Genomic DNA, 19,917 nt, shown 5'->3' on the forward strand with positions numbered 1-19,917 from the left:
CTTTTTAAACTTATATCTGCTTTATCATGTTTTTAATTGTAAGATTTTTCAATTTACAACTAATAGGAGTTAACTTATCGATATTATTATCAATATGCATTGCTTCATTATATATTATACCTAGTAAAAAATAAATATCAGGAACAACTACACCTTTCTCTTCAGCAAATCTCAATTTTTCAGTAGTACAATGTGTTCTAATAAATTCTTTTTTATCATCTTCATTTTGAATCAAATTATAAATATTTTCTTCAACTTTTAATCTTACTGCACAACATACTGATAGAATATCAATTTCTGTATTCTCATTAACATACTTGTCCAATTTATTATAAACAAAATTTTTAAAATCTAGAGAACTTCCTAGTTTTTCATTTAATCCCAGCAATTTAAATTGCTCTTTTATATCTACATTTTCTGGAGCATAATGCAAAAAATTATGACTAATTTCATTTTCAATAGATACGTTTTTCCTTTTTAATAATATATTCTTAATTGATTCATTAATTCCAATGTTATTTTTATCTAGGTAATATACATGTTGATTTTTAAATAAAAAATTTCTAAAATAATATGGATTTAGATGAGTCATTATTAATGGAAATAATATTTTCCCTGACTCCTTATATTCTTTAATAAATTGAGTGATATAATATTGAGCTGATATTAAATTAGCATCATCTAAATAATCAAATACTTCATCAATTACTAAAATACATTTTTCTTTCTTGAGTTTTCTTTTTGCTTTCAGTAATAGTGCCACGAAAGATATTACATCCCTCTCTCCGTTAGAAATCTGATTAGCTTTTGGAAATTCAATCATTACACCTTTACCTGGAACCTCTTTTGGCCTTATGTTTTTCCATGTAGATCTAAAAAAATTAAAATTCATATCTAATTTTTTTTTTTCAATTAAGTAATCATAATATACACATACAGAATTAAATTCTTTACTATCTTCATTATATATACTAATTAACTGAATAGTAGAAAGATAAAGTGCCACTTCACTCTCGAATGTTTTATCGTGTTTTTTAATTATTGCTACAATTTTATTTATATCGTTTATCTCTTTTAATATAGACAAGTATTTTTTTTCGATTTTCTCTACTATTTTTTCACTATTTCCTTTTAATAAGTTTACTTCTTCATTAAATTTTTCTAACTTCTTTTTAATTCTAACCCCTGAAAATTTAGAAAAATCAATGTTATCTTTAAGTTCAACAATCAAGTCCATATTTTCTAAAATACAATTGATGTTACCTAATATTTTCCCATTACATCCAAATTTATTCTTAATATCTTTTATAGAATACTTAAATTTAACTTTTGGTGGAACACTTTCAATCAAGCAAATTGGTGTAACTTCTAGAGATGGACTAGCTATAGTTTTACCAGATATTTTTAACTTCTTAGCTTTTGGTATTAATTGACTGTTAATAACAAATATATCGAATTCATTTTTAATTTTATTTGAATTTTCAGTAGCTTCCACTATATTTTCACTATTATCATTTTCAATTATAGAAATAGTAACCTTAGGTTTATTTGCTTCATCATTATTATAGAAAGCATCTTTATCTAACCTAATGCCATTAGAATTAATATTATTGAAAGCTGCAGCAAAAGAACTCTTTCCAAATCCATTAGGTGCAACCATTATACTTGGTTTGTTAGGAATTAAGTCGAGTACAAACTCTTTATTACCTATGCCTCTTACATTTTCAATCTTAATTGATTTTATTCTTTTCATGCTTTTCTCCACTCTTAAAATATTATATAAAAATAGTTACCTATTTAAAATTAACTTATTATTGTACCTTTATTTACAATATATTTAAAAATAAAACTAATTTGTATGCGCTTATGTAAATATATTAGTACATTTTGTAAATTAATTCAATGTATTGTAAATATAAATAAAACCAATTAAATTGAATAAAAAGTTCAAATCTTAAGATTTGAACTTTTTAATACTAAGCATACTATTTTTCTATCCTTACTATATTACATCACATATCTAACAACACCATGAATGACTTCTTTATTTCTAAAATCATCACCTTTTGTATTAAAATTAAAAAAGCTTGTAAAGTATATAAATTCAAGTATTACACGGAATCTTTGCGAAGTATTCCTACCACACACTCCGCATGTATAAGATTCAAAAACATATCTACCCTCAATACATTACAACTTATTTTTAAAAGGAATTCTCAATATTACAAAATAGACGATTTGAAAATACTACTCCCTTAAAGCTCATCACTCTATATTTTTTAGAATAATTTTTTTTATAAATGTATCTTGGAATAATATAACCTCAAAAAGTACACTATTACCAAGTAATTATATATAATATAACTATATAAATAGCATATATTAATACTGTGTAAAAATTAAGCTTAAATTAACAAAATAATAAACATCATTGAATTAGCACTATCAGGTGAGTGTGCAGATGAAATCTTTGGTGGATACCCTTGGTATAGAAGGCCTGAAGACATCAATGCAAATACCTTCCCTTGGTCAAAATCAGTAAATGCAAGAAAAGAAATTCTATCAGACCAATTAAAATCCTTAGACTTAGAAGGATTTTTAAATGAACAGTATCAAGGTACTATAAAACAAGTTCCTCACCTAGATGGCGAATCTAAACAAGAGCATCGTATGAGAGAGTTATTTTATCTTAACATTAAATGGTTTATGATTACACTTCTAAACAGAAAAGACCGTATGAGTATGTCCAATAGTCTTGAAGTAAGAGTTCCCTTTGCAGATCAGAGATTAGTAGAATATGCATTCAATATTCCATCTGAAATAAAATTCTATAATGACAGAGAAAAAGGCTTATTAAGAAAAGCCCTAAAGGGTATTCTCCCTGATGACATTATTGAAAGAAAAAAGAGTCCTTATCCTAAGACTCATAACCCTGAGTATACTAGCATAGTTCAAAATTGGATGAGACAAATCGTAGAGGATAAATCCTCACCAATTCTTGACTTAATAGATAGAAAAGCTGTGGAAACATTAATCGAAACAGGTGGTTCTTCCTTTAAAGCTCCTTGGTTTGGTCAGCTTATGAGAGGACCTCAGTTATTGGCCTATCTAATTCAGGTTAATACTTGGCTTAAGGAATATAATGTTAAAATAGAATTATAATAAAAATAAAGCAAGGAGAACATCCATAGGTTTATGTAAAACTAAATAGATAATAATGTAAATGCTAAGAAGCTGGCGTCTTACAAAAATACCTACTTCTTAGCATCTAAATTTATTTAAATATATATATCAGAAAACTCAATTTGCAGATTTTCTCCATATTTTGATTTAGAAAACTCTTTACTTGTCATGTTACTTTCTACTTCTCCGGTATTCGATGTTTTTACAGGCAGCGTTACTATAAACTCGCTTCCCTTGCCTAGCTCACTTTTGACACAAATAGTTCCGCCATGCATTTCAACAAGTGATTTTACTAGAGCAAGACCTATCCCACTTCCTTCTTTTTTTCTAGTTGTAGACTTATCAACTTGAGCAAATCTCTCAAATATAAAGTCTAACTTGTTTTTAGGTATACCAATTCCTGTATCTCTTACAGAAATTTCTATGAAATATCCTTTGTCGTAAATATTAACAAATATGCTTCCATTATCATTAGTAAATTTCACCGCATTAGATAAAAGATTTAAAATAATTCTTTCAATTTTTTCCTCATCAAATAAAATAATTTTTTCCTCTATTTCTGTATCAAAAATTATATTTATACCATGTGAATTTATAAAAGCTGCAACAGATTGAACTAATTCTTCAATTACATATATTATATTTCCGCTGACTAAATGAAGACTTAAATAGTTTCCATCTATTTTTGTAGTATCTATTAGATTGTTAATTAATCTAAGAAGCCTGAATGAATTTTGGTTTATTATATCAAAATAATATTTTATTCTCTCATCACCTAGTTGCTTTGATCCATCCAAAGATTTTAATAACTGTATGGTACTACTTATAACGTTAAGGGGCGTTTTAATCTCGTGAGAAATATTGGTAAAGAATTCTGTTTTTAACTTATTGTACTCCATTAGCTCCTCTACTTTTTTGGTACTTTCATTATTCTTAAGACTTAGGGTATTAATCTTTTCATTAGCCACTGCCACTTGCTGCACTAACATTAAAGCCTCCTTTACGGAATATTTTAATGTTAGTAAAGTATTCACTCTTGCCAAAAGTTCATGTTTGCCAAAGGGCTTTCTTAAATAATCATTTGCACCACATTCAAAGGATAATACTAAATTTTCCAGCCTATTGTCTGCAGTCATCATAAGTACAGGCAGCTCAAAAAGTGAGTATTTTTTTCTTATTACATTACAAATCTCGTAGCCTAATAAGTCAGGAATCATCATATCAAGAATAACTAAATCTAAGTCTTTATTTTGTTCAATAATTTCTATAGCCTGTTTCCCTGTTGAAGCCTTTAGAACATACTGACTAAAGATTGAGACATAATCCTCTAGTATCTTTAGATTTACATATTCATCATCAACTATCAATATTTTATAATTTTTATCAGTTTTAATATTTATATTTTCTTCAATTTTTTCAGTTATTTTATTTATGGATAAATTTAAAGTCTCACCCTTCGATTCTTCTATATAATCAGTATTTTCAATAGTCAAAGCTTCCTCTTCAGAGCATAAAGGTAGCGTAAACATAAATTTAGTACTCTTACCAACAATGGAACTAACTGCTATCTTCCCACCATGAAGCTCAACTAAGTTTTTTGTTATATATAGCCCCAAGCCAGTACCTCCATATTTTTCAGAAATACCCTGGCCTTGTTCATAGATACTAAAAATTGTGCTAATTTCTTCTTCAGGTATTCCAACTCCATTATCTTCTACGCAAATTTCCATATAATTTTCTTTTACAGAATAAGAAACAATTATTTTACCTTCTTGAGTAAATTTGATTGCATTACCTAGTAAATTATAAAAAATCTGCTGTATTCTATTTTCGTCCCCATTTATACTAGGAACTGCTCCATCTATTAAATTGACTAACTCTATATTTTTGCTACTTATGGTAGGCTGGCAAAACTTTATTACCATTTCTAAAATTTTATTAATCTTAACTGGTTTTCTAATTAACTTTATTTCATTATTTCTTAGCTTGGAAAATACTATAATATCATCAACTAAATTCGATAATCTCCTTGCACTTGCTTTAATTAAAAACAAATCATTTCTATCGTCCTTGCTGATACTATTTGAGCTTTTATTAGCAAGATTTTCGGATAGTCCAATTATTCCATTTAGTGGCGTTTTCAATTCATGTGAAGTTATAGCTAAAAAATCATCCTTTAAATTATTCAAAGACTTTAGTCTTTCACTCATATCTTCAAAACTTGAAAGAGCTTTAGATTGTCTTTCTGCCAAAACATAATAATTGGCTATTATGAATATAAATATTCCTAAGGGTGCAAAGGAATTGGTTATAATTATGCTGTACTCGTATAAAATATCATTAATTCTTGTTATAAACAGTGCAGAAAGTCCTACTACAGCAATATAATCGCTGGTTTCCGACTTAATATATACTTTAGATATCTTCCACATCATGCAAAATATCATTAATAATGCATAAATTTCAAAAGGAACTATCAACCTAATATAATACTTAGGTGGACAAATAAGCACAAGCAAAAAGTATAATATAGCTGAAAAGTTTGAAGTTTTTAAAATTCTTTTTGATAGTATCTCACCATAATTCTTGTTAATAAATAATACTATAAAAGGAATATATAAATAAAAGGTCCAAATCCTTATCTTTCCTGACACTATAAAATTAAAGTTAGGAAATAAGGAAATAATAAATCTTTCACCTAAAAACAATGTTCTAACAGCAACTATAATGCAAACTATTGCAAAATATAATGGAGTCTTGTCCTTCTTTCTCTTAAAAAATATAGCCAAATTATAAATTGCAGCTATTAATGTACTTCCAAAGAGGAAAATATCAAAGGCTTGCTTGCGCTCTTTATAACTATTTATTTTTGAAGCTTCTCCCATTAAAATAGTATCAATAAATCCATAAGTAGCATAAAAATTACTAACTTGAAGCGTCAAAAATACTTCACCATTTTCTGTATAGAAAGATGCCGACTTTGGCAATAGCTGCGGATTCATTTCATTTTGTGTCTTACCTACTTTTCCTACAGCAGCTACTTGTTTATTGTCTGCCCACAGTTGAAATGCATTTTGGATATAATCAATTTTAACAGAATACAGGTAATCATCGCTATTGACAAGGATTTTAAGTCTATAAGTTCCATAGCCGTATCCACCAAAATTACCTGGGATATAACTATAACTCTTTTTTAAAGACCTATTACTAAAATCTTTAGGCGTTAAAAGCTGTTTATCGTAAAATTCCCACTGTCCATCTAACTTTAACAGCCCATCCTTATTAAAATCCCAATTTCTTAAATCTATTACACCTTTTACAGCTACAGGCCTTGCTTTTTTCGTATGATTAACATTTAAACTGCTGCTTATTATGTATATAAGTATTATTAAAGTAATTGAAAGTAAACTAAACAATTTTATCTTTGGTAATTTAATACTCATCTAAAAACTCCTTAATTGTTAATCCTTGTCTATTGAGATTAGCTCACATTTTCTTAATAATATATAGTATATCAAGAAATTATGTTTAATTCTATATGATATCTTTTCAATCCTTTTTATAATAAATACCCTTAAAAAAGTCAGAGGCTTAATCGATAAACTGATATGAAGGATAAATTATTTGGAGTATTTGAAATCTTAAAAGACTTAAATAAATTTAAAGAAGTTTTCATAGACGAATCAGGTAATGTAGCTTGGGATAGAGATACTAACATTGACTCTAATGTTGTCTGGAATAATAGAATAGATATATGTAAGAATTCTATTTACCTTAATTCTAAACCAGTAAATTAATATTATCTTTAATACTTAGCAGAGTATCATTGAATCAAAGCCTCACCAATACTTTATTATATTGGAATATGACATAATTTTGTATTTATTTATAAAATTTTTCATTTTTCTGCATCAATGTGTAACTTTAACATATATATTACTGTACATTTCTGTAAAATTACTATATAATGTAATATATAATAAATTATATAATTTGATTTAATAATTAATTCAACAAAAGGGGGATGTACATGAAAAAAATTATTACTTTAATTGCTATAACAGCATTAACATTTGGTATTTCAACAACCACTCAGGCAAAAGGAGGATATAGTTTTAACAGGCTTTATGGATCAGATAGGTATAAAACTTCTGTTAATATTTCTAATAATTTTAGCAGTGGAACTGTGCAAAATGTAATTGTATCCAGTGGGAATAACTTTCCTGATGCTTTAGCTGGAAGTGTCCTTTCAAAGAAGCTTAATGCACCAATACTTTTAGTAAGTAACGATATAAATAATAACAGTGACTCAATAGAATATATACAATCTCACTTAGACAAAGGAGGAAATATTTATGTTTTAGGTGGAAAATCTTCTGTAAGTGATGATTTCATGAACTATATGCAAAAGCAAGGATACAATGTTATACGACTTGGAGGAAGCAATAGATTTGACACTAATAAATCCATTGTTAACTATATGAATGTACCAAAAGGTACTCCTGTTGTTTTAGTAAATGGCTATGGTTTTGCAGATGCACTCAGCATTTCAAGTGTAGCCGCCTTAAAAGGTTATCCTATACTAATGGCCAATTCTTCTAACTTGCCAAATGAAACCAAGGAAACAATAACAAATCTTCAACCAAGGAAACAATAACAAATCTTCAACCAAGTAAACTATTTGTAATAGGTGGTAATGCTTCAGTTGGAGATGAAACTGTAAACCAGGTAAAGACTCTTGTACCTTCACTAGATACTAACAATATAGTAAGAATTGGTGGACAAACTAGATATGAAACCTCTTTAAATATATGTAAATATTTTGATTTAGACACTGATAACGCTATTGTTGCAAATGGTGAAAACTTTCCCGACGCATTATCAGGAAGTGCCCTAGCAGCCAAACTAAATGCACCTATAATATTAACAGATGGGCAAAATATTGCAGATCAAAAAGACTATTTAGATTCTAGGCATTATAAGAATATAACTCTTCTTGGGGGTTCTGGGTCTATAGATATCTTAACAGAATATGCATTAAAAGGTTCAGATAACGTAACAGATGAAGAAAAGGATTATATAAATAAATTATCATATTACTGTAACGCTTATGCAGATATATCCTTAAATTATGTTCAAGATATGAACAAATTTGATCCTATAGCTAAATCTTTAAATCAGAATTCATCAAATAATATAACGGCGCTAACTGACTTTTTAAATAAATATATTGATCTTATGAATGATATGAAAAGCTTAAATAATACATATAAGCAAAAATTCCTTGATTTAAAAGATCAAGTTTCAAGCTTACAATCTCCTGGCAGTACAGAATTGCTTAAAACTGATTATATTAATGGTATAGATACTGTATTAAAAAAATTGGATATTCTTATAGGTTATATGGATAACTTCATAAACTTATGCACTGAAATAAAAGATGCTGTAAATTCAAATAATATAAATAAAGCAATGGAGTTAACCCAAGAATTAAAAACTTTAAAATACAACTTAGATAAAGAACGCACTCCATACGTTAATGACATCACAAAATTGCGTAGTAAGCTACTTAAAATTCAAAGCTATATACAATAAACAAAATCAATAAATTATAACCAAAAGAAAGCATGTGGTTATGTGCAATACTTTTATTCTAAACCACATGCTTTCTTTTCTATTTATACAATATCATCTGACATTGGAACAATATCGCTTACCTCTGCAGATATAATCAAGAGAAATGCTCATATCCTTTTGAAAATGAAATTTGCAAGGAACAAAATATAGTTTCGGATGTAGAATTGGTAGAACGTCAATCTGTTATTCCATTGTAATGATTATAATAAAATATGGGAGGCTATCATAAAATTTAAGTTAAAACTCATCATTTATGACAGTCTCTTAGATTTTACATTTTAATTGGATAAGAAAATTTTGTCTTATCTGAATTTATATACTACTCTCTCTTAGTCTAGGACAGGAATTTTTGGTTTTTAGCCCCTACTTCACCTGACTTTGAATCTTTGAACTTTTTTACTATTTCATTTGTGCTTCCTTGAAGATCTTCTAATCTATAATAACAATTTCTATTGAATACATATCTTGCATTCTCATATTTGCCATACATAATACCAGTTACTATTATCAAAAATGTAAGCATAATTACTAAAACTTTTAATATTATTTTACTAGTTATATTTTTAACCATCCTCATTCCCCTTTATTATCGCTAAATATAAATAAACAAAAATACTTTTCGAAGCAATAAATTTTTTGCATAATTTAGTAACTAAAGTAATTTTGCAATAACTACTATTATCTTTGAAGCAGGAACCAATATAAATTGTGCTATTATGCTTCCAATGATTAGTCCACCAATAATAAAAATTATACAACGATTAAATTCTAATTCTGTACACTCTCCTCTTATCACATCATCTGTTATCATAGATAAATAAGGATCAATAAATATAACCATAAATATTGTTGAAACACTATTAATCACTGCTGATAAAGTGCTGCATGTAGTTCTTAAACTTGGATTTAAGCACCCAGCATATAGCGCCGATAAAACGCTTACGCTAGATATAGAAAATGCAATCATATTTAGTAAAATTACCTTTCTAGGGGTCTTATGAAAATTTCTTAATTCAGATAGATTTTCCTTTTTGGGAATTGAAATACTATTCCTAAACTGCTCAATTCCTGATTTTGAAAATGCATGTACCATTAACTTAGGCAAGGATCGATAGATACTAAATGATGCAACTAATTTGTTAAATACTTTTATAAAAGTTGGCATTAAAGCTGCACCAGCTATTGTAGCTAGCGTAATAGAAAAAATTATCCACCTAAAGATATATAGTAAGCTATTAGACTGTCCTGTATTTATACCATTTTCAATAGTTTTTGCCAGTAATGGTGCTTGAAGAGTATTAGCTGTTCTTTGTATTAATATAAAAACATTAAATACAGCAAAAGACACTGCAATCCTTCCTGTTCTCACTCCTACAATCCTTGCAGAATATGCTAATGTTCCTATTATATAAATAATGAAAGTTAGTATAAAAACTAAATATATTTGAACTGTCATTTTTTAACACCTCTTATTTTATTCATGTTATCAATATAGCGTAGCCTATTTAATAAATTATACCATTAATTTACTAAAACTACTCCTTAGGATTTATATGGTACCATGAGCAATAATCTACATATAAAATAACCTCGGAGATTACCGAGGCTATTTTATGTTTAATTCAGATATTTAACTAAACATATCTGTCATCTTCTACTGTTTCAACAACTGGGCCATCTATAAATTCAATTCTCTAAAGAATACTATTCCTAAATTCTTTAGGAGTAATACCTGTCCATTTTTTAAATGCTCTATGAAAAGCACTCGTATCTGAAAAACCCAAAGCATATGCAATTTCATCGGTGGAATTATTCTTGTCTTTCAGATATTTTTCAGCCATCTCCCTTTGAACTTTACTTATCAACTTAGTATATGAAGTTCCTTCATTCTTTAGCCGGATCTGCAGACCTCGTGTACTAATAGTAAGTTTCCTTGCCACTAAATCAATTTTAGGCAATTCACCTTTCGTTTCCTTAGTAATTATTCTAGTTACCTTTTTTGTATATGTCTCACTACCATCACGCTCTTGCAGGACTTCCTGAATATTTTTTTCGAATAAAATTAACAGTGACCTATTAGGCTCAGTAATTAAAAGCTTCAACGATTCATAGTCAAATACCAAAGCATTCATTGATTCTTCAAAAAATATAGGGCATTGAAAAATTTTCTGATATTCTGAGATATCTTTTGGTTTTCTGTGCGTAAAACATACTTTATTTAATCTAATATTTTTACCTGTCAGTAATTTAGCATATGAAAGCATTCCAGAGATTTTAAAATCGGAGAACTGCCTATTATTTAATAATTTATTATCAATTGTTGTATTACTTAATATAGCAAAGTTGGATTCTATCTTAATATCTGTAATACTAGTTTCATCTACAATCTTCTCATACTTACAATATTTTAAAGCTGCTTCACCCAAAGTATCACAGTTCATTAGAATATACCCCAAAATGCTGGAAAACCCTTTAGAGAGACGTGCTCCTTGAAGAAGACCTATATCTTCATTATTAGTCAGCTTAACAGCTGCTTGAATAATACGGTTGACCCCTTCAGATGTTAACCTGTTGTCAGGTGATTTAAGAATTGAAGGTATAATACGTGCATATCGTAAAATTTCATCTCTTGTAACTCCATAATTTTCAAAGTCCTTTAAAAATGCTGAAATTTTAGTTGCTGATATTGTTAAGGTATTTTCCATAATCTAACCACCTAACTTTTTAAAAAAATTATACAAATATAGGCTATTGTTATTTGCGCTAAAAGTCAATATTTTTTCGTTAAAAATCATTAATTCTAACAAGTACCTAGTGTATAAATATATTTATACATACTAAGAGGAAGGTGATGAAGAAAATATGAATAAAACAGCTTTAATAACTGGTGCATCCAGTGGAATAGGTCTAGAACTAGCCAAACTGTTTGCTAAAGATAGTTATAATCTAGTATTAGTAGCAAGAGAAAAATCAAAACTAGAAGAAATTTCAACTGATTTGTGCAAAAAGTATTCAGTAAATATAACAACTATATCAATAGATCTTACATTACCTACAGCTCCAGAAGAAATTTTTGATGAGCTTAGAAAAAAGTCTATACACATTGACATTTTAGTAAATAACGCTGGAACTCAAATTTATGGCAAATTTCAGCAAACAAACCTTCAGAAAGAACTACAGCTTATTCAAGTGAATCTAGTTACACTCACACATCTTACAAAACTTGCTGTTGTTGAAATGTTGAAACATGGTGGTGGTAAGATATTAAATATAGGTTCAACAGGTTCCTTTGCACCAGCTCCTCTTAATGCAATTTATTGTGCAACAAAAGCCTATGTCCTAAGCTTTAGCGAAGGTATTTCTAAGGATCTTGAAGGTGCTGGTATTACTGTTACAACCTTATGTCCTGGTGCAACTAAAACAGAGTTTTCTAAAAAAGCACAAATTGAAAATACTCGAATGTTTAATACTATAGTTATGAATCCTAGCACTGTAGCAAAAATAGGGTATAAAGCTCTATTTAAAGGAAAAAGAGTTGTCGTTGCTGGACTATATAATAAGTTAATGGTAATCTTAATAAGATTTACTCCTAGATGGCTAGTGTTGAAATTAGGACAACTACTTATGAGTTAAAAATGAACTTCAAAAATATGTGCTATTTATAATAGCATTTAAATAAGAATATTTAAGAATTTTCCATTTGCAGATCAGAGGTTAGTAGAATATACATTTAACACTTAATCTAAAATAAAGTTCTATAAAAATAGAAAGATTTATTTACTTTTCATAGAGCTTTTATATTTAGTATAAAAATATACTTAAGTATCATTTTATATATTGTGTATGATTAATGTGCCTACTTTAATATCTAATACTTTCTGTATATAATTAATCCTATAAATAACAAAAGAACAATTAGTAACATATACCTTAGAGTCTCAATAGATAACAACAACTTAAATTTAACTTATACGTAGGGGTATATTACCAATGTTGAAGTCACATTTAAATATTTTTTTATTAGTCTTAGCGAAAATTTGAGAAAAAATCTTAGAACTTTAGATATGTTTGAGGTACGAGTTTATCAAAGTTCTTAGATTTTTCTCAAATTTAAGCTTTAGACTAATTAAAAATATTTAACGTGCCGAAACATGGTAATATATTCTGGAGTATAAGTTAAATTTCGGGCGTGGGTATCTAAATATATTATTTTAAATTTAGAAAGGATGATAAAAATGGACTTCTTACAATTGGCAAAAAAGCGTTACTCTGTACGTAAATATTCAACAAAACAAGTGGAAAAGGAAAAGCTGCTTAAAATACTTGAAGCAGGCAGAATTGCTCCCACAGGAGCTAACACTCAACCTCAAAGAATTATAGTCATACAAGAAAAAGAGGGTTTAGAAAAACTCAAGAAGGGTGCAAATGTATATGGTGCTCCTCTAGCTCTTATAGTATGTGCAGATCACAGCACTACTTGGAAAAGACCCTTTGATGGTAAGGACATAGCTGATATAGATGTAAGCATAGTTACAGATCATATGATGCTCCAAGCAACAGAATTGGAATTAGGAACAGTTTGGGTATGTTATTTTGATCCAGTAGTTATACGCAAGGAATTTAATCTGCCAGATAACGTTGAACCAGTAAATATCTTAGCTGTTGGATACGCAGAAGATGAACCTGCCTCACCTGATAGACATGATAAAGCACGTAAGCCTTTAGAGAATACAGTATTTTATGAAACTTTTTAAACTTTAATAGACCCTCTCTTTACTCTGATGTTAGTAAAGAGAGGGTCTATTTTTTTATATTAATAATGATTTTACATACTAGTCATAAATATGTCACAAAAATGCCATACTTATTTGTTATAAATTTCAAGTGAACTAAAAATAGTCTAGAGGTGATAAGGTTGATAAAAATTGAAAACTTAACAAAACTTTATGGGAATCATACGGCCATAAAAGCTATTAACTTAGAAATAAAACCTGCTTCATTGGTACTATTAGATTATCCGACTCCCTACTAACCATTTGACATTCTCCCTTGTTATCAGTTGTTTGCCATACTCCTATGAAGGAGAGCTGTAGGTCTCCTGAGTTACTGTGTAATCATTGTATAGCATGCTTGGCTCTTTGACCCCGAGGAAGCCATATCAAACTCGTCATTAACGTTTGATTATGTTAACGGTAGTTTTTATTATTTTCTACGTATTCAATAATTGATAGCTTTTCCTGAAATATTCAAAGGCCAACCCTTCACATTTACATGTAATTTTGTGTATTTATTAATATTTTCATGCAACAAATGTAAAATAATCATATTTTGGTGTATAATAATTGTATTTTGATGTATAATCAAAATGTATTTATTGTAAATTTCTTTACATAAGCAGTTATTAAAATTAATAAAAGGGGGGCATTTTAATGGCAGTTGTAGAAGTTGTTAAATATAATGGTGGGCCAAGTATTTTTGCTTGGAAATATCCAAGTGAAGAACTTGGAACTTGGACTCAGCTTATTGTTAACGAATCTCAAGAGGCTATTTTATTTAAGGGTGGTCAAGCACTTGATTTATTTCCAAGTGGAAGGCATACTCTTCAAACTGCTAACATTCCATTTTTAAATAAAATCATCAATCTTCCGTTTGGAGGAAGATCACCGTTTACAGCAGAGGTTTGGTATATAAATAAGGTGCATTCGTTGGATATTAAATGGGGGACTGCTACACCAATTCAATTGCAAGATCCCAAGTATAAAGTTTTTGTACCACTGCGTTCCTTTGGACAATTTGGTATTCAAATAGAAGATTCAAGAAAGTTTTTAATTAAATTGGTAGGTACTCTTTCTGTATTTGATAAAGACAGTCTTATTAAATATTTCAGAGGCTTATACTTAACAAAGGTAAAGGATGCTATATCATCATATTTAGTACATAAGCAAGTAAGTGTTTTAGAGATAAATGCTTATCTTGATGAACTTTCTGAACAATTAAAGGAAAAGATGGTACCTGTTCTATCAGAATACGGCATTAAGCTAGTTAATTTTTATGTTAATGACATAAACGTTCCCGAAGATGACAAGGCTGTTATTAAATTAAAGGATGCACTTGCTAAGCGCGCTGAGATGGATATAGTTGGTTATAATTATGTTCAGCAGCGTTCCTTTGATACACTGGAAGGTGCAGCCACAAATCCGAGTTCTGGACAGTCAGACCTTATGGGAGCTGGCATTGGACTAGGAATGGGAGTTGGACTAGGCAGCAGCTTTGGCTCCCAAATGAGTGGAATAACTCAAAATATGGCCGCAGCACCAGCAAAGAAAAATTGTCCAAATTGCGGCGTTGAAATGGAAAAGGAAAATCGTTTTTGCAGTGACTGCGGGTTTGATACACAAAAGAAGGAAGAAGACAAAAAACGCGAGACAGTTACTTGCAGTAATTGCGGCGCTTCATATTCTGTGAAAGCTAAATTCTGTCCTGAGTGCGGCGACAAATATAATCCTTGTCATAAATGTGGAGCCGATTTGAAGGAAGATACAAATGTATGTCCTGAATGCGGCAGTGCAAGACCAAGACTTTGCCATAAATGTGGATATGGGATAGAAAGAGAAACTACTAAATTTTGTCCTGAATGCGGAACTTCTTTAATTAAAAGGTGTTCAAGTTGCGGCATAGAAATAAAAGGCACTCCAAAGTTTTGCCCAGAGTGTGGAAATAAACTCTAATTCCTAAAATTAAATAAGGAGGTGTAGTTATGAGCAGTAAAGTAAGAACTCTTGCAAACATGGGAATTGGCTTAATTGTTTTTATTGTTACCTTAGTAGTATTTTTTTTAGGGTATACAAATCATCCAAAAGAAACTATTCACTGGCTTGCCTTAACTTTTGTGCTAATTTCAGAAATCGTCTTGTTTGGCGGTACTACTGTTACATTAATAAGAAAGTACACAAGCAGCCAAATGCTATTGGTGTCTGGAATTATTTCTACTTTATCTATTTATTGGATTGCAACAACCATACTTTCGGTTTTTAGCAGAAATATATTCAAAGACAATGTTCGCGGCTTTGCAACTACTCAAATTGTTATTCTTGCAATTGCTCTAATCATTTCAATATCATTATATGCTGCTGTAATTAATGTTAGGGAACATGATGCTAAGCTTATGGACTCCAGATTAATAATGAGCGAGTGTGAAAATCTGGCCTTTTCATTAAAATCCAATGCTAATTTTAGTGCATACTCTTCATTGCTGAGCAAAATTTATGAAGAGATAAAATACAGCGACAAGACAAAATCAGTTAAAAAAGAACAAACCATATATATGAAATTAGAAGAACTTAAAGCACTTTTATCAAACAATGAAAATGAACTAAAGGTAGAAGATATTTCAAAAATGGTTGATGAAATAGTTTTGCTTATTAAGGAGCGCAATCTATCAGTAATACAATTAAATCAAGGGGGATTCTAAGTATGAGCGTACAGCAAACTTCACAATCAGCAATTGTAATAAGCAGAATATTAGGTACCTCATGATGTTGAATTTAAGGTTGTTACCTGTAAAAGCTGCGGAGCCTCAAACAGTATACCTAAGGGTACAATGGCTGAGTGTAAATTCTGCGAATCAGCGATAGGTTCACAATAAAATGTAAAGGAAGGATATTGATGAATAGTAATTTACAGAATGATTTTCAAAACGCTAAAGTTTCAGTGAAAAATCCTAAACCTGAATGGTGGTTATCCTGGCCGGCTATTATAATAATTTGTATTGTATTTTGGCCAGTTGGTTTATTTTTGATATGGAAAAGAACTACTATTGATAAAAAAGCAGCTTTATTTTCTGGAAGAGCTATTGGTATATTTGGATGGATAAGCTTATCTTTTGCACTTCTAGGATTCCTTGTAAGTATTTCTGAGGGATTTGAAAGCGATGATGTAACTGCAATATTATTTTTCCTTTTAGCTGGAATAGGTCTTGTTATATTAGGAAAAAAGATAAAAAATAATGCTAACAAGTCCAAAAAATATATTTCAATTATTGTCAATGATGGAGTTATAGATATCGACAACATTGCTGCAGCCATTCCAACATCATATGAAAATGCTATAAAAGACTTGCAGAAAATGATTGACAAAGGCTTTTTCGAGGGTGCTTATATTAATGAATCAGTAAGACAAATAGTAATACCTAGAAAACATCAGGAACCTTTATATAATCAATCTAATAATGCTGATCAAAGTATTAGAATGCAGATTGTAACCTGCAAAGGCTGCGGGGCACATAACAGCATTGCTACTGGAACTGTCGGGGAATGCGAATTCTGCGGTTCTAAAATTGAAGTAGAATAATAGGAAACTCCTCTTAGGAGGAGTAAGCGATTCGCACAAAATTACAGATTTTGGCTCTCTGCTTAACTGGGAGTAAAGAGTGGCTACGTCCCTGGATTCGTTCAACTAAGAATCAGGTGGGATCAAAACCCCATCTGATTCAAGTTTCACTTTATATTATATAGTATTTCTCTCAACTAACCTGTATGGTAACTTTTGCTTCCTATTTATATCTTTAGAAGAACGTACTCCCTGATTTAATAACTCCAACATCATACTAGCAGCCTCTACGCCTGATGTTTTATAATAATAGTGAACAGTTGTAAGCTTAGGATTAATATACTTACATATCTTAGAATCCCCCATACCTACTATTCCTACATCCTCTGGTATCCTATAACTATTTTCTTTTAAATACTCAATAGCACCAGCTGCAATGTTATCCGTAACTGCAAATATTACTGTTGGCTTTTCTTTTTGATTCATCAATTCTTCTGCCAGTTTATAGCCACTTTCCACTTCAAAGTTACCTATTTTTATAAGCTCGTTTTTTATTTCAATACTATTTTCTCTTAACTCATCTATATATCCTTTTTTTCTTTCAAAACCAACGGAAATATCGTCTTCATATACACCAATAAATCCTATATCTTTATATCCCTTGTTAATTATATATTTTACAACGTCTCTTGAGGCATTATAATCATCACTATACACAGATGGATATTTTTCTATATTTTGAGCAACCACCACTATAGGCACCTTAACCTCTTCCATAACCTTTAAATGCTCCTCAGTAACCTTTGTAGCTATGAAAATTATTCCATCAACTTGATTATTTTTGAATATCTTTAAATACTCTATTTCCTTTTCAATGATTAAATTTGTATTAGCTATTAATATATCATATCCATAAACACTTAATTCATCTGATATTCCTTCTACAATCCTAGGAACTGTTTCCGTACTTATTTTAGGAACTATTACACCAATCAAATTAGTTTTCCTTGTTCTCATTGATTTAGCCTGTCTGTGAGGTTGAAAGCCCGTTTTTTCAATAGCCAACTTTATTTTTTCGCTAGCTTCTGGGCTAACGTATCCATTGTTAAAATATCTAGATACTGTTGATTTCGACACTCCTGCTATTTTTGCAAATTCTATAATGGTCATTAAATTCACCTAAATCCTATTATTTAGATTTTCTACAACTTTTAATTAATATTCCATATATCTGCACTTAACTTACTTTCTCCATCTGCAAAGAACTTAATTCCTTGACTTTCTTTAGATGAAAATATACGCGATGTAAATACCTTTTCTCCATTATTTATAAAAACTTCAACTGAAGAACTATCTACAAAAATCTGAAGCTTTAAATCTTTACAATCAAAGTATGTCTTACGTTCTGTTCCCCATTCCTTTGCAAATTCTTCTCCTGATTTACTACGATCTAATACAATCTTTTTATTTTCTATATCATAATAAATAACAGTTTCTTCATTTTCCGATACACGTAGTTTTACACCTACTTGTTTTCCTGTAAACTCTGTAAATAAACAATTTAACTCGTATCTTTCTCCACTAAAACCATCAAAGGATTTTTCATCTAATTTTAAAGTTTCATTCAATGATCTATGATTCTTACGTAACTGCTCTAATTCTGTAACAGGCGTTTGAATTAACTTATTGCCTCTAATTTTTAATTCACGTGGTAATGTTAAACAATGAGCCCATCCATTTCTCTCTGTTGGATATTCAACATCAGGTAACCCCATCCATCCTATTAAAATATGTCTTCCTTTGTGGTCCTCCATAGTTTGAGGGGCATAAAAGTCAAATCCGTTATCTAACTCAACAAACTCAGTATGTTCAAATTTTCCATCTTCAAAATTTATCTTTGAACCTATTAAATAACCTGATTGATAAATATTAGCGTATAAATCTCCTTGTCTTTCAATACCTTGAGGTGAAAAGACCATAACTCCCTTATCTTCTAATTCAAAATAATCTGGACATTCCCACATGTATCCAAAATCTTTCAAAGTAGTTTTAATATAATTTTTATAAGTCCAGTTTACTAAATCTTTAGATTCATAATAAACCGCAGTACCTTTCAAATCTTTTGTTTGAGCCCCAATGATGCAATAATACACTCCATCCTTCTCAAATACTTTTGGATCGCGGAAATGTTCTGTATACCCTTCTGGTACCCTATCAATTACTGGACCTGAATGCTTAGTTATATTATTTTCTTTATCCATAATTGCTAAACATTGAGATGGATGACGAATCCAGTTTTTATCTCTTGTGTTCCCCGTGTACAATAAATATAACTTTTCATTATGAACTATACCTGAACCTGAGTAAGCTCCATGGGAATCAAACCAATCGCCAGGGGCTATTCCTATTCCATGTTCTTCCCACTTTACAAGGTCTGCTGAACTAACATGATACCAATATTTTAAACCATGAACCGGTCCCAGTGGGAACCATTGATAGAATAAGTGATATCTGCCATTATAATATGAAAATCCATTAGGATCATTTAAAAGACCCGTTGGAGGTTGAATATGGAACTTTTGACGAAATGGACACACCCTAACCTTTTGCTTTAATTCTTGCAATTCCATAGCTGTAACTTCTTCAAGTTTTTTATATCTCTGTTCTCTTGACCACTCTATCATTTTAACTCCACCTCCATACGGTATCGTTCCCACATATTCCATTAAAAAAAACCTCATATGTACTATGTAGCTTCGAAATAAGGGA

General features: G+C 29.9%; 16 protein-coding genes and 1 pseudogene. 9 read left to right on the plus strand and 8 right to left on the minus strand.

Going from position 1 to position 19,917, the window contains the following annotated elements:
• Window positions 1-10: 10 nt before the first annotated feature.
• Window positions 11-1,753, minus strand: coding sequence for a hypothetical protein (locus HGI79_RS03655; RefSeq protein WP_185649304.1), 1,743 nt, complete (start codon window positions 1,751-1,753; stop codon window positions 11-13).
• Between the two features lie 683 nt (window positions 1,754-2,436).
• On the opposite strand from HGI79_RS03655, the pseudogene HGI79_RS03660 reads away from it, so the two are divergent.
• A pseudogene (locus HGI79_RS03660) lies at window positions 2,437-3,162 on the plus strand (asparagine synthetase B family protein); the annotation flags it as partial.
• Between the two features lie 116 nt (window positions 3,163-3,278).
• Here HGI79_RS03660 and HGI79_RS03665 read toward each other — a convergent pair.
• The gene (locus tag HGI79_RS03665; RefSeq protein WP_207725693.1) at window positions 3,279-6,626 is read right to left on the minus strand and encodes an ATP-binding protein; all 3,348 of its coding nucleotides are present in this window, start codon (window positions 6,624-6,626) and stop codon (window positions 3,279-3,281) included.
• A 165-nt stretch (window positions 6,627-6,791) separates the two neighbouring features.
• Between HGI79_RS03665 and HGI79_RS03670 the strand changes: the two genes are divergently transcribed.
• Window positions 6,792-6,980, plus strand: coding sequence for a DUF2442 domain-containing protein (locus HGI79_RS03670; protein ID WP_185649305.1), 189 nt, complete (start codon window positions 6,792-6,794; stop codon window positions 6,978-6,980).
• 233 nt (window positions 6,981-7,213) lie between these two features.
• Entirely contained in the window at window positions 7,214-7,840 is a 627-nt protein-coding gene (locus HGI79_RS03675; protein ID WP_185649306.1) for a cell wall-binding repeat-containing protein, read from the plus strand.
• A gap of 7 nt (window positions 7,841-7,847) precedes the next feature.
• Here the strand turns inward: HGI79_RS03675 and HGI79_RS23460 are convergent, their stop codons facing one another.
• Complete coding sequence (locus HGI79_RS23460; protein WP_313885177.1) at window positions 7,848-8,087, minus strand: hypothetical protein; 240 nt, start codon at window positions 8,085-8,087, stop codon at window positions 7,848-7,850.
• On the opposite strand from HGI79_RS23460, the gene HGI79_RS23465 reads away from it, so the two are divergent.
• Window positions 7,993-8,778 carry a cell wall-binding repeat-containing protein gene (locus tag HGI79_RS23465; protein ID WP_313885178.1) on the plus strand — a complete coding sequence of 262 codons (786 nt, stop codon included), beginning with the start codon at window positions 7,993-7,995 and terminating at the stop codon, window positions 8,776-8,778. The genes HGI79_RS23460 and HGI79_RS23465 overlap by 95 nt on opposite strands.
• Before the next feature lie 376 nt (window positions 8,779-9,154).
• Here HGI79_RS23465 and HGI79_RS03685 read toward each other — a convergent pair whose 3' ends face one another.
• The 3 genes from HGI79_RS03685 to HGI79_RS03695 form a co-directional block, all read right to left on the minus strand.
• Window positions 9,155-9,391, minus strand: coding sequence for a hypothetical protein (locus tag HGI79_RS03685; protein ID WP_185649307.1), 237 nt, complete (start codon window positions 9,389-9,391; stop codon window positions 9,155-9,157).
• A gap of 81 nt (window positions 9,392-9,472) precedes the next feature.
• Complete coding sequence (locus tag HGI79_RS03690) at window positions 9,473-10,276, minus strand: lipid II flippase Amj family protein (protein WP_185649308.1); 804 nt, start codon at window positions 10,274-10,276, stop codon at window positions 9,473-9,475.
• Window positions 10,277-10,514: 238 nt separating this feature from the next.
• Window positions 10,515-11,525 carry an AraC family transcriptional regulator gene (locus tag HGI79_RS03695; RefSeq protein WP_185649309.1) on the minus strand — a complete coding sequence of 337 codons (1,011 nt, stop codon included), beginning with the start codon at window positions 11,523-11,525 and terminating at the stop codon, window positions 10,515-10,517.
• A gap of 157 nt (window positions 11,526-11,682) precedes the next feature.
• On the opposite strand from HGI79_RS03695, the gene HGI79_RS03700 reads away from it, so the two are divergent.
• The 5 genes from HGI79_RS03700 (at window position 11,683) to HGI79_RS03720 (ending at window position 17,169) form a co-directional block, all read left to right on the plus strand.
• Window positions 11,683-12,453 (plus strand): SDR family oxidoreductase, encoded by a 771-nt coding sequence (locus HGI79_RS03700; protein ID WP_185649310.1) that lies wholly within the window; start codon window positions 11,683-11,685, stop codon window positions 12,451-12,453.
• 602 nt (window positions 12,454-13,055) lie between these two features.
• Window positions 13,056-13,574: a nitroreductase family protein gene (locus tag HGI79_RS03705; protein ID WP_185649311.1), complete on the plus strand. Its 519-nt coding sequence runs from the start codon at window positions 13,056-13,058 to the stop codon at window positions 13,572-13,574.
• Between the two features lie 675 nt (window positions 13,575-14,249).
• Entirely contained in the window at window positions 14,250-15,548 is a 1,299-nt protein-coding gene (locus HGI79_RS03710; RefSeq protein WP_185649312.1) for an SPFH domain-containing protein, read from the plus strand.
• Window positions 15,549-15,577: 29 nt separating this feature from the next.
• Window positions 15,578-16,291 carry a hypothetical protein gene (locus HGI79_RS03715; RefSeq protein ID WP_185649313.1) on the plus strand — a complete coding sequence of 238 codons (714 nt, stop codon included), beginning with the start codon at window positions 15,578-15,580 and terminating at the stop codon, window positions 16,289-16,291.
• Between the two features lie 194 nt (window positions 16,292-16,485).
• A complete protein-coding gene (locus HGI79_RS03720) occupies window positions 16,486-17,169 on the plus strand; it encodes a hypothetical protein (RefSeq protein ID WP_185649314.1) in 684 nt (227 codons plus the stop codon).
• A 156-nt stretch (window positions 17,170-17,325) separates the two neighbouring features.
• Here HGI79_RS03720 and HGI79_RS03725 read toward each other — a convergent pair whose 3' ends face one another.
• Complete coding sequence (locus HGI79_RS03725) at window positions 17,326-18,318, minus strand: LacI family DNA-binding transcriptional regulator (RefSeq protein WP_185649315.1); 993 nt, start codon at window positions 18,316-18,318, stop codon at window positions 17,326-17,328.
• Window positions 18,319-18,359: 41 nt separating this feature from the next.
• Complete coding sequence (locus HGI79_RS03730; RefSeq protein ID WP_207725694.1) at window positions 18,360-19,832, minus strand: sucrose-6-phosphate hydrolase; 1,473 nt, start codon at window positions 19,830-19,832, stop codon at window positions 18,360-18,362.
• Between the last annotated feature and the right edge of the window lie 85 nt (window positions 19,833-19,917).

The organism is Clostridium sp. DJ247, from assembly GCF_014231265.1.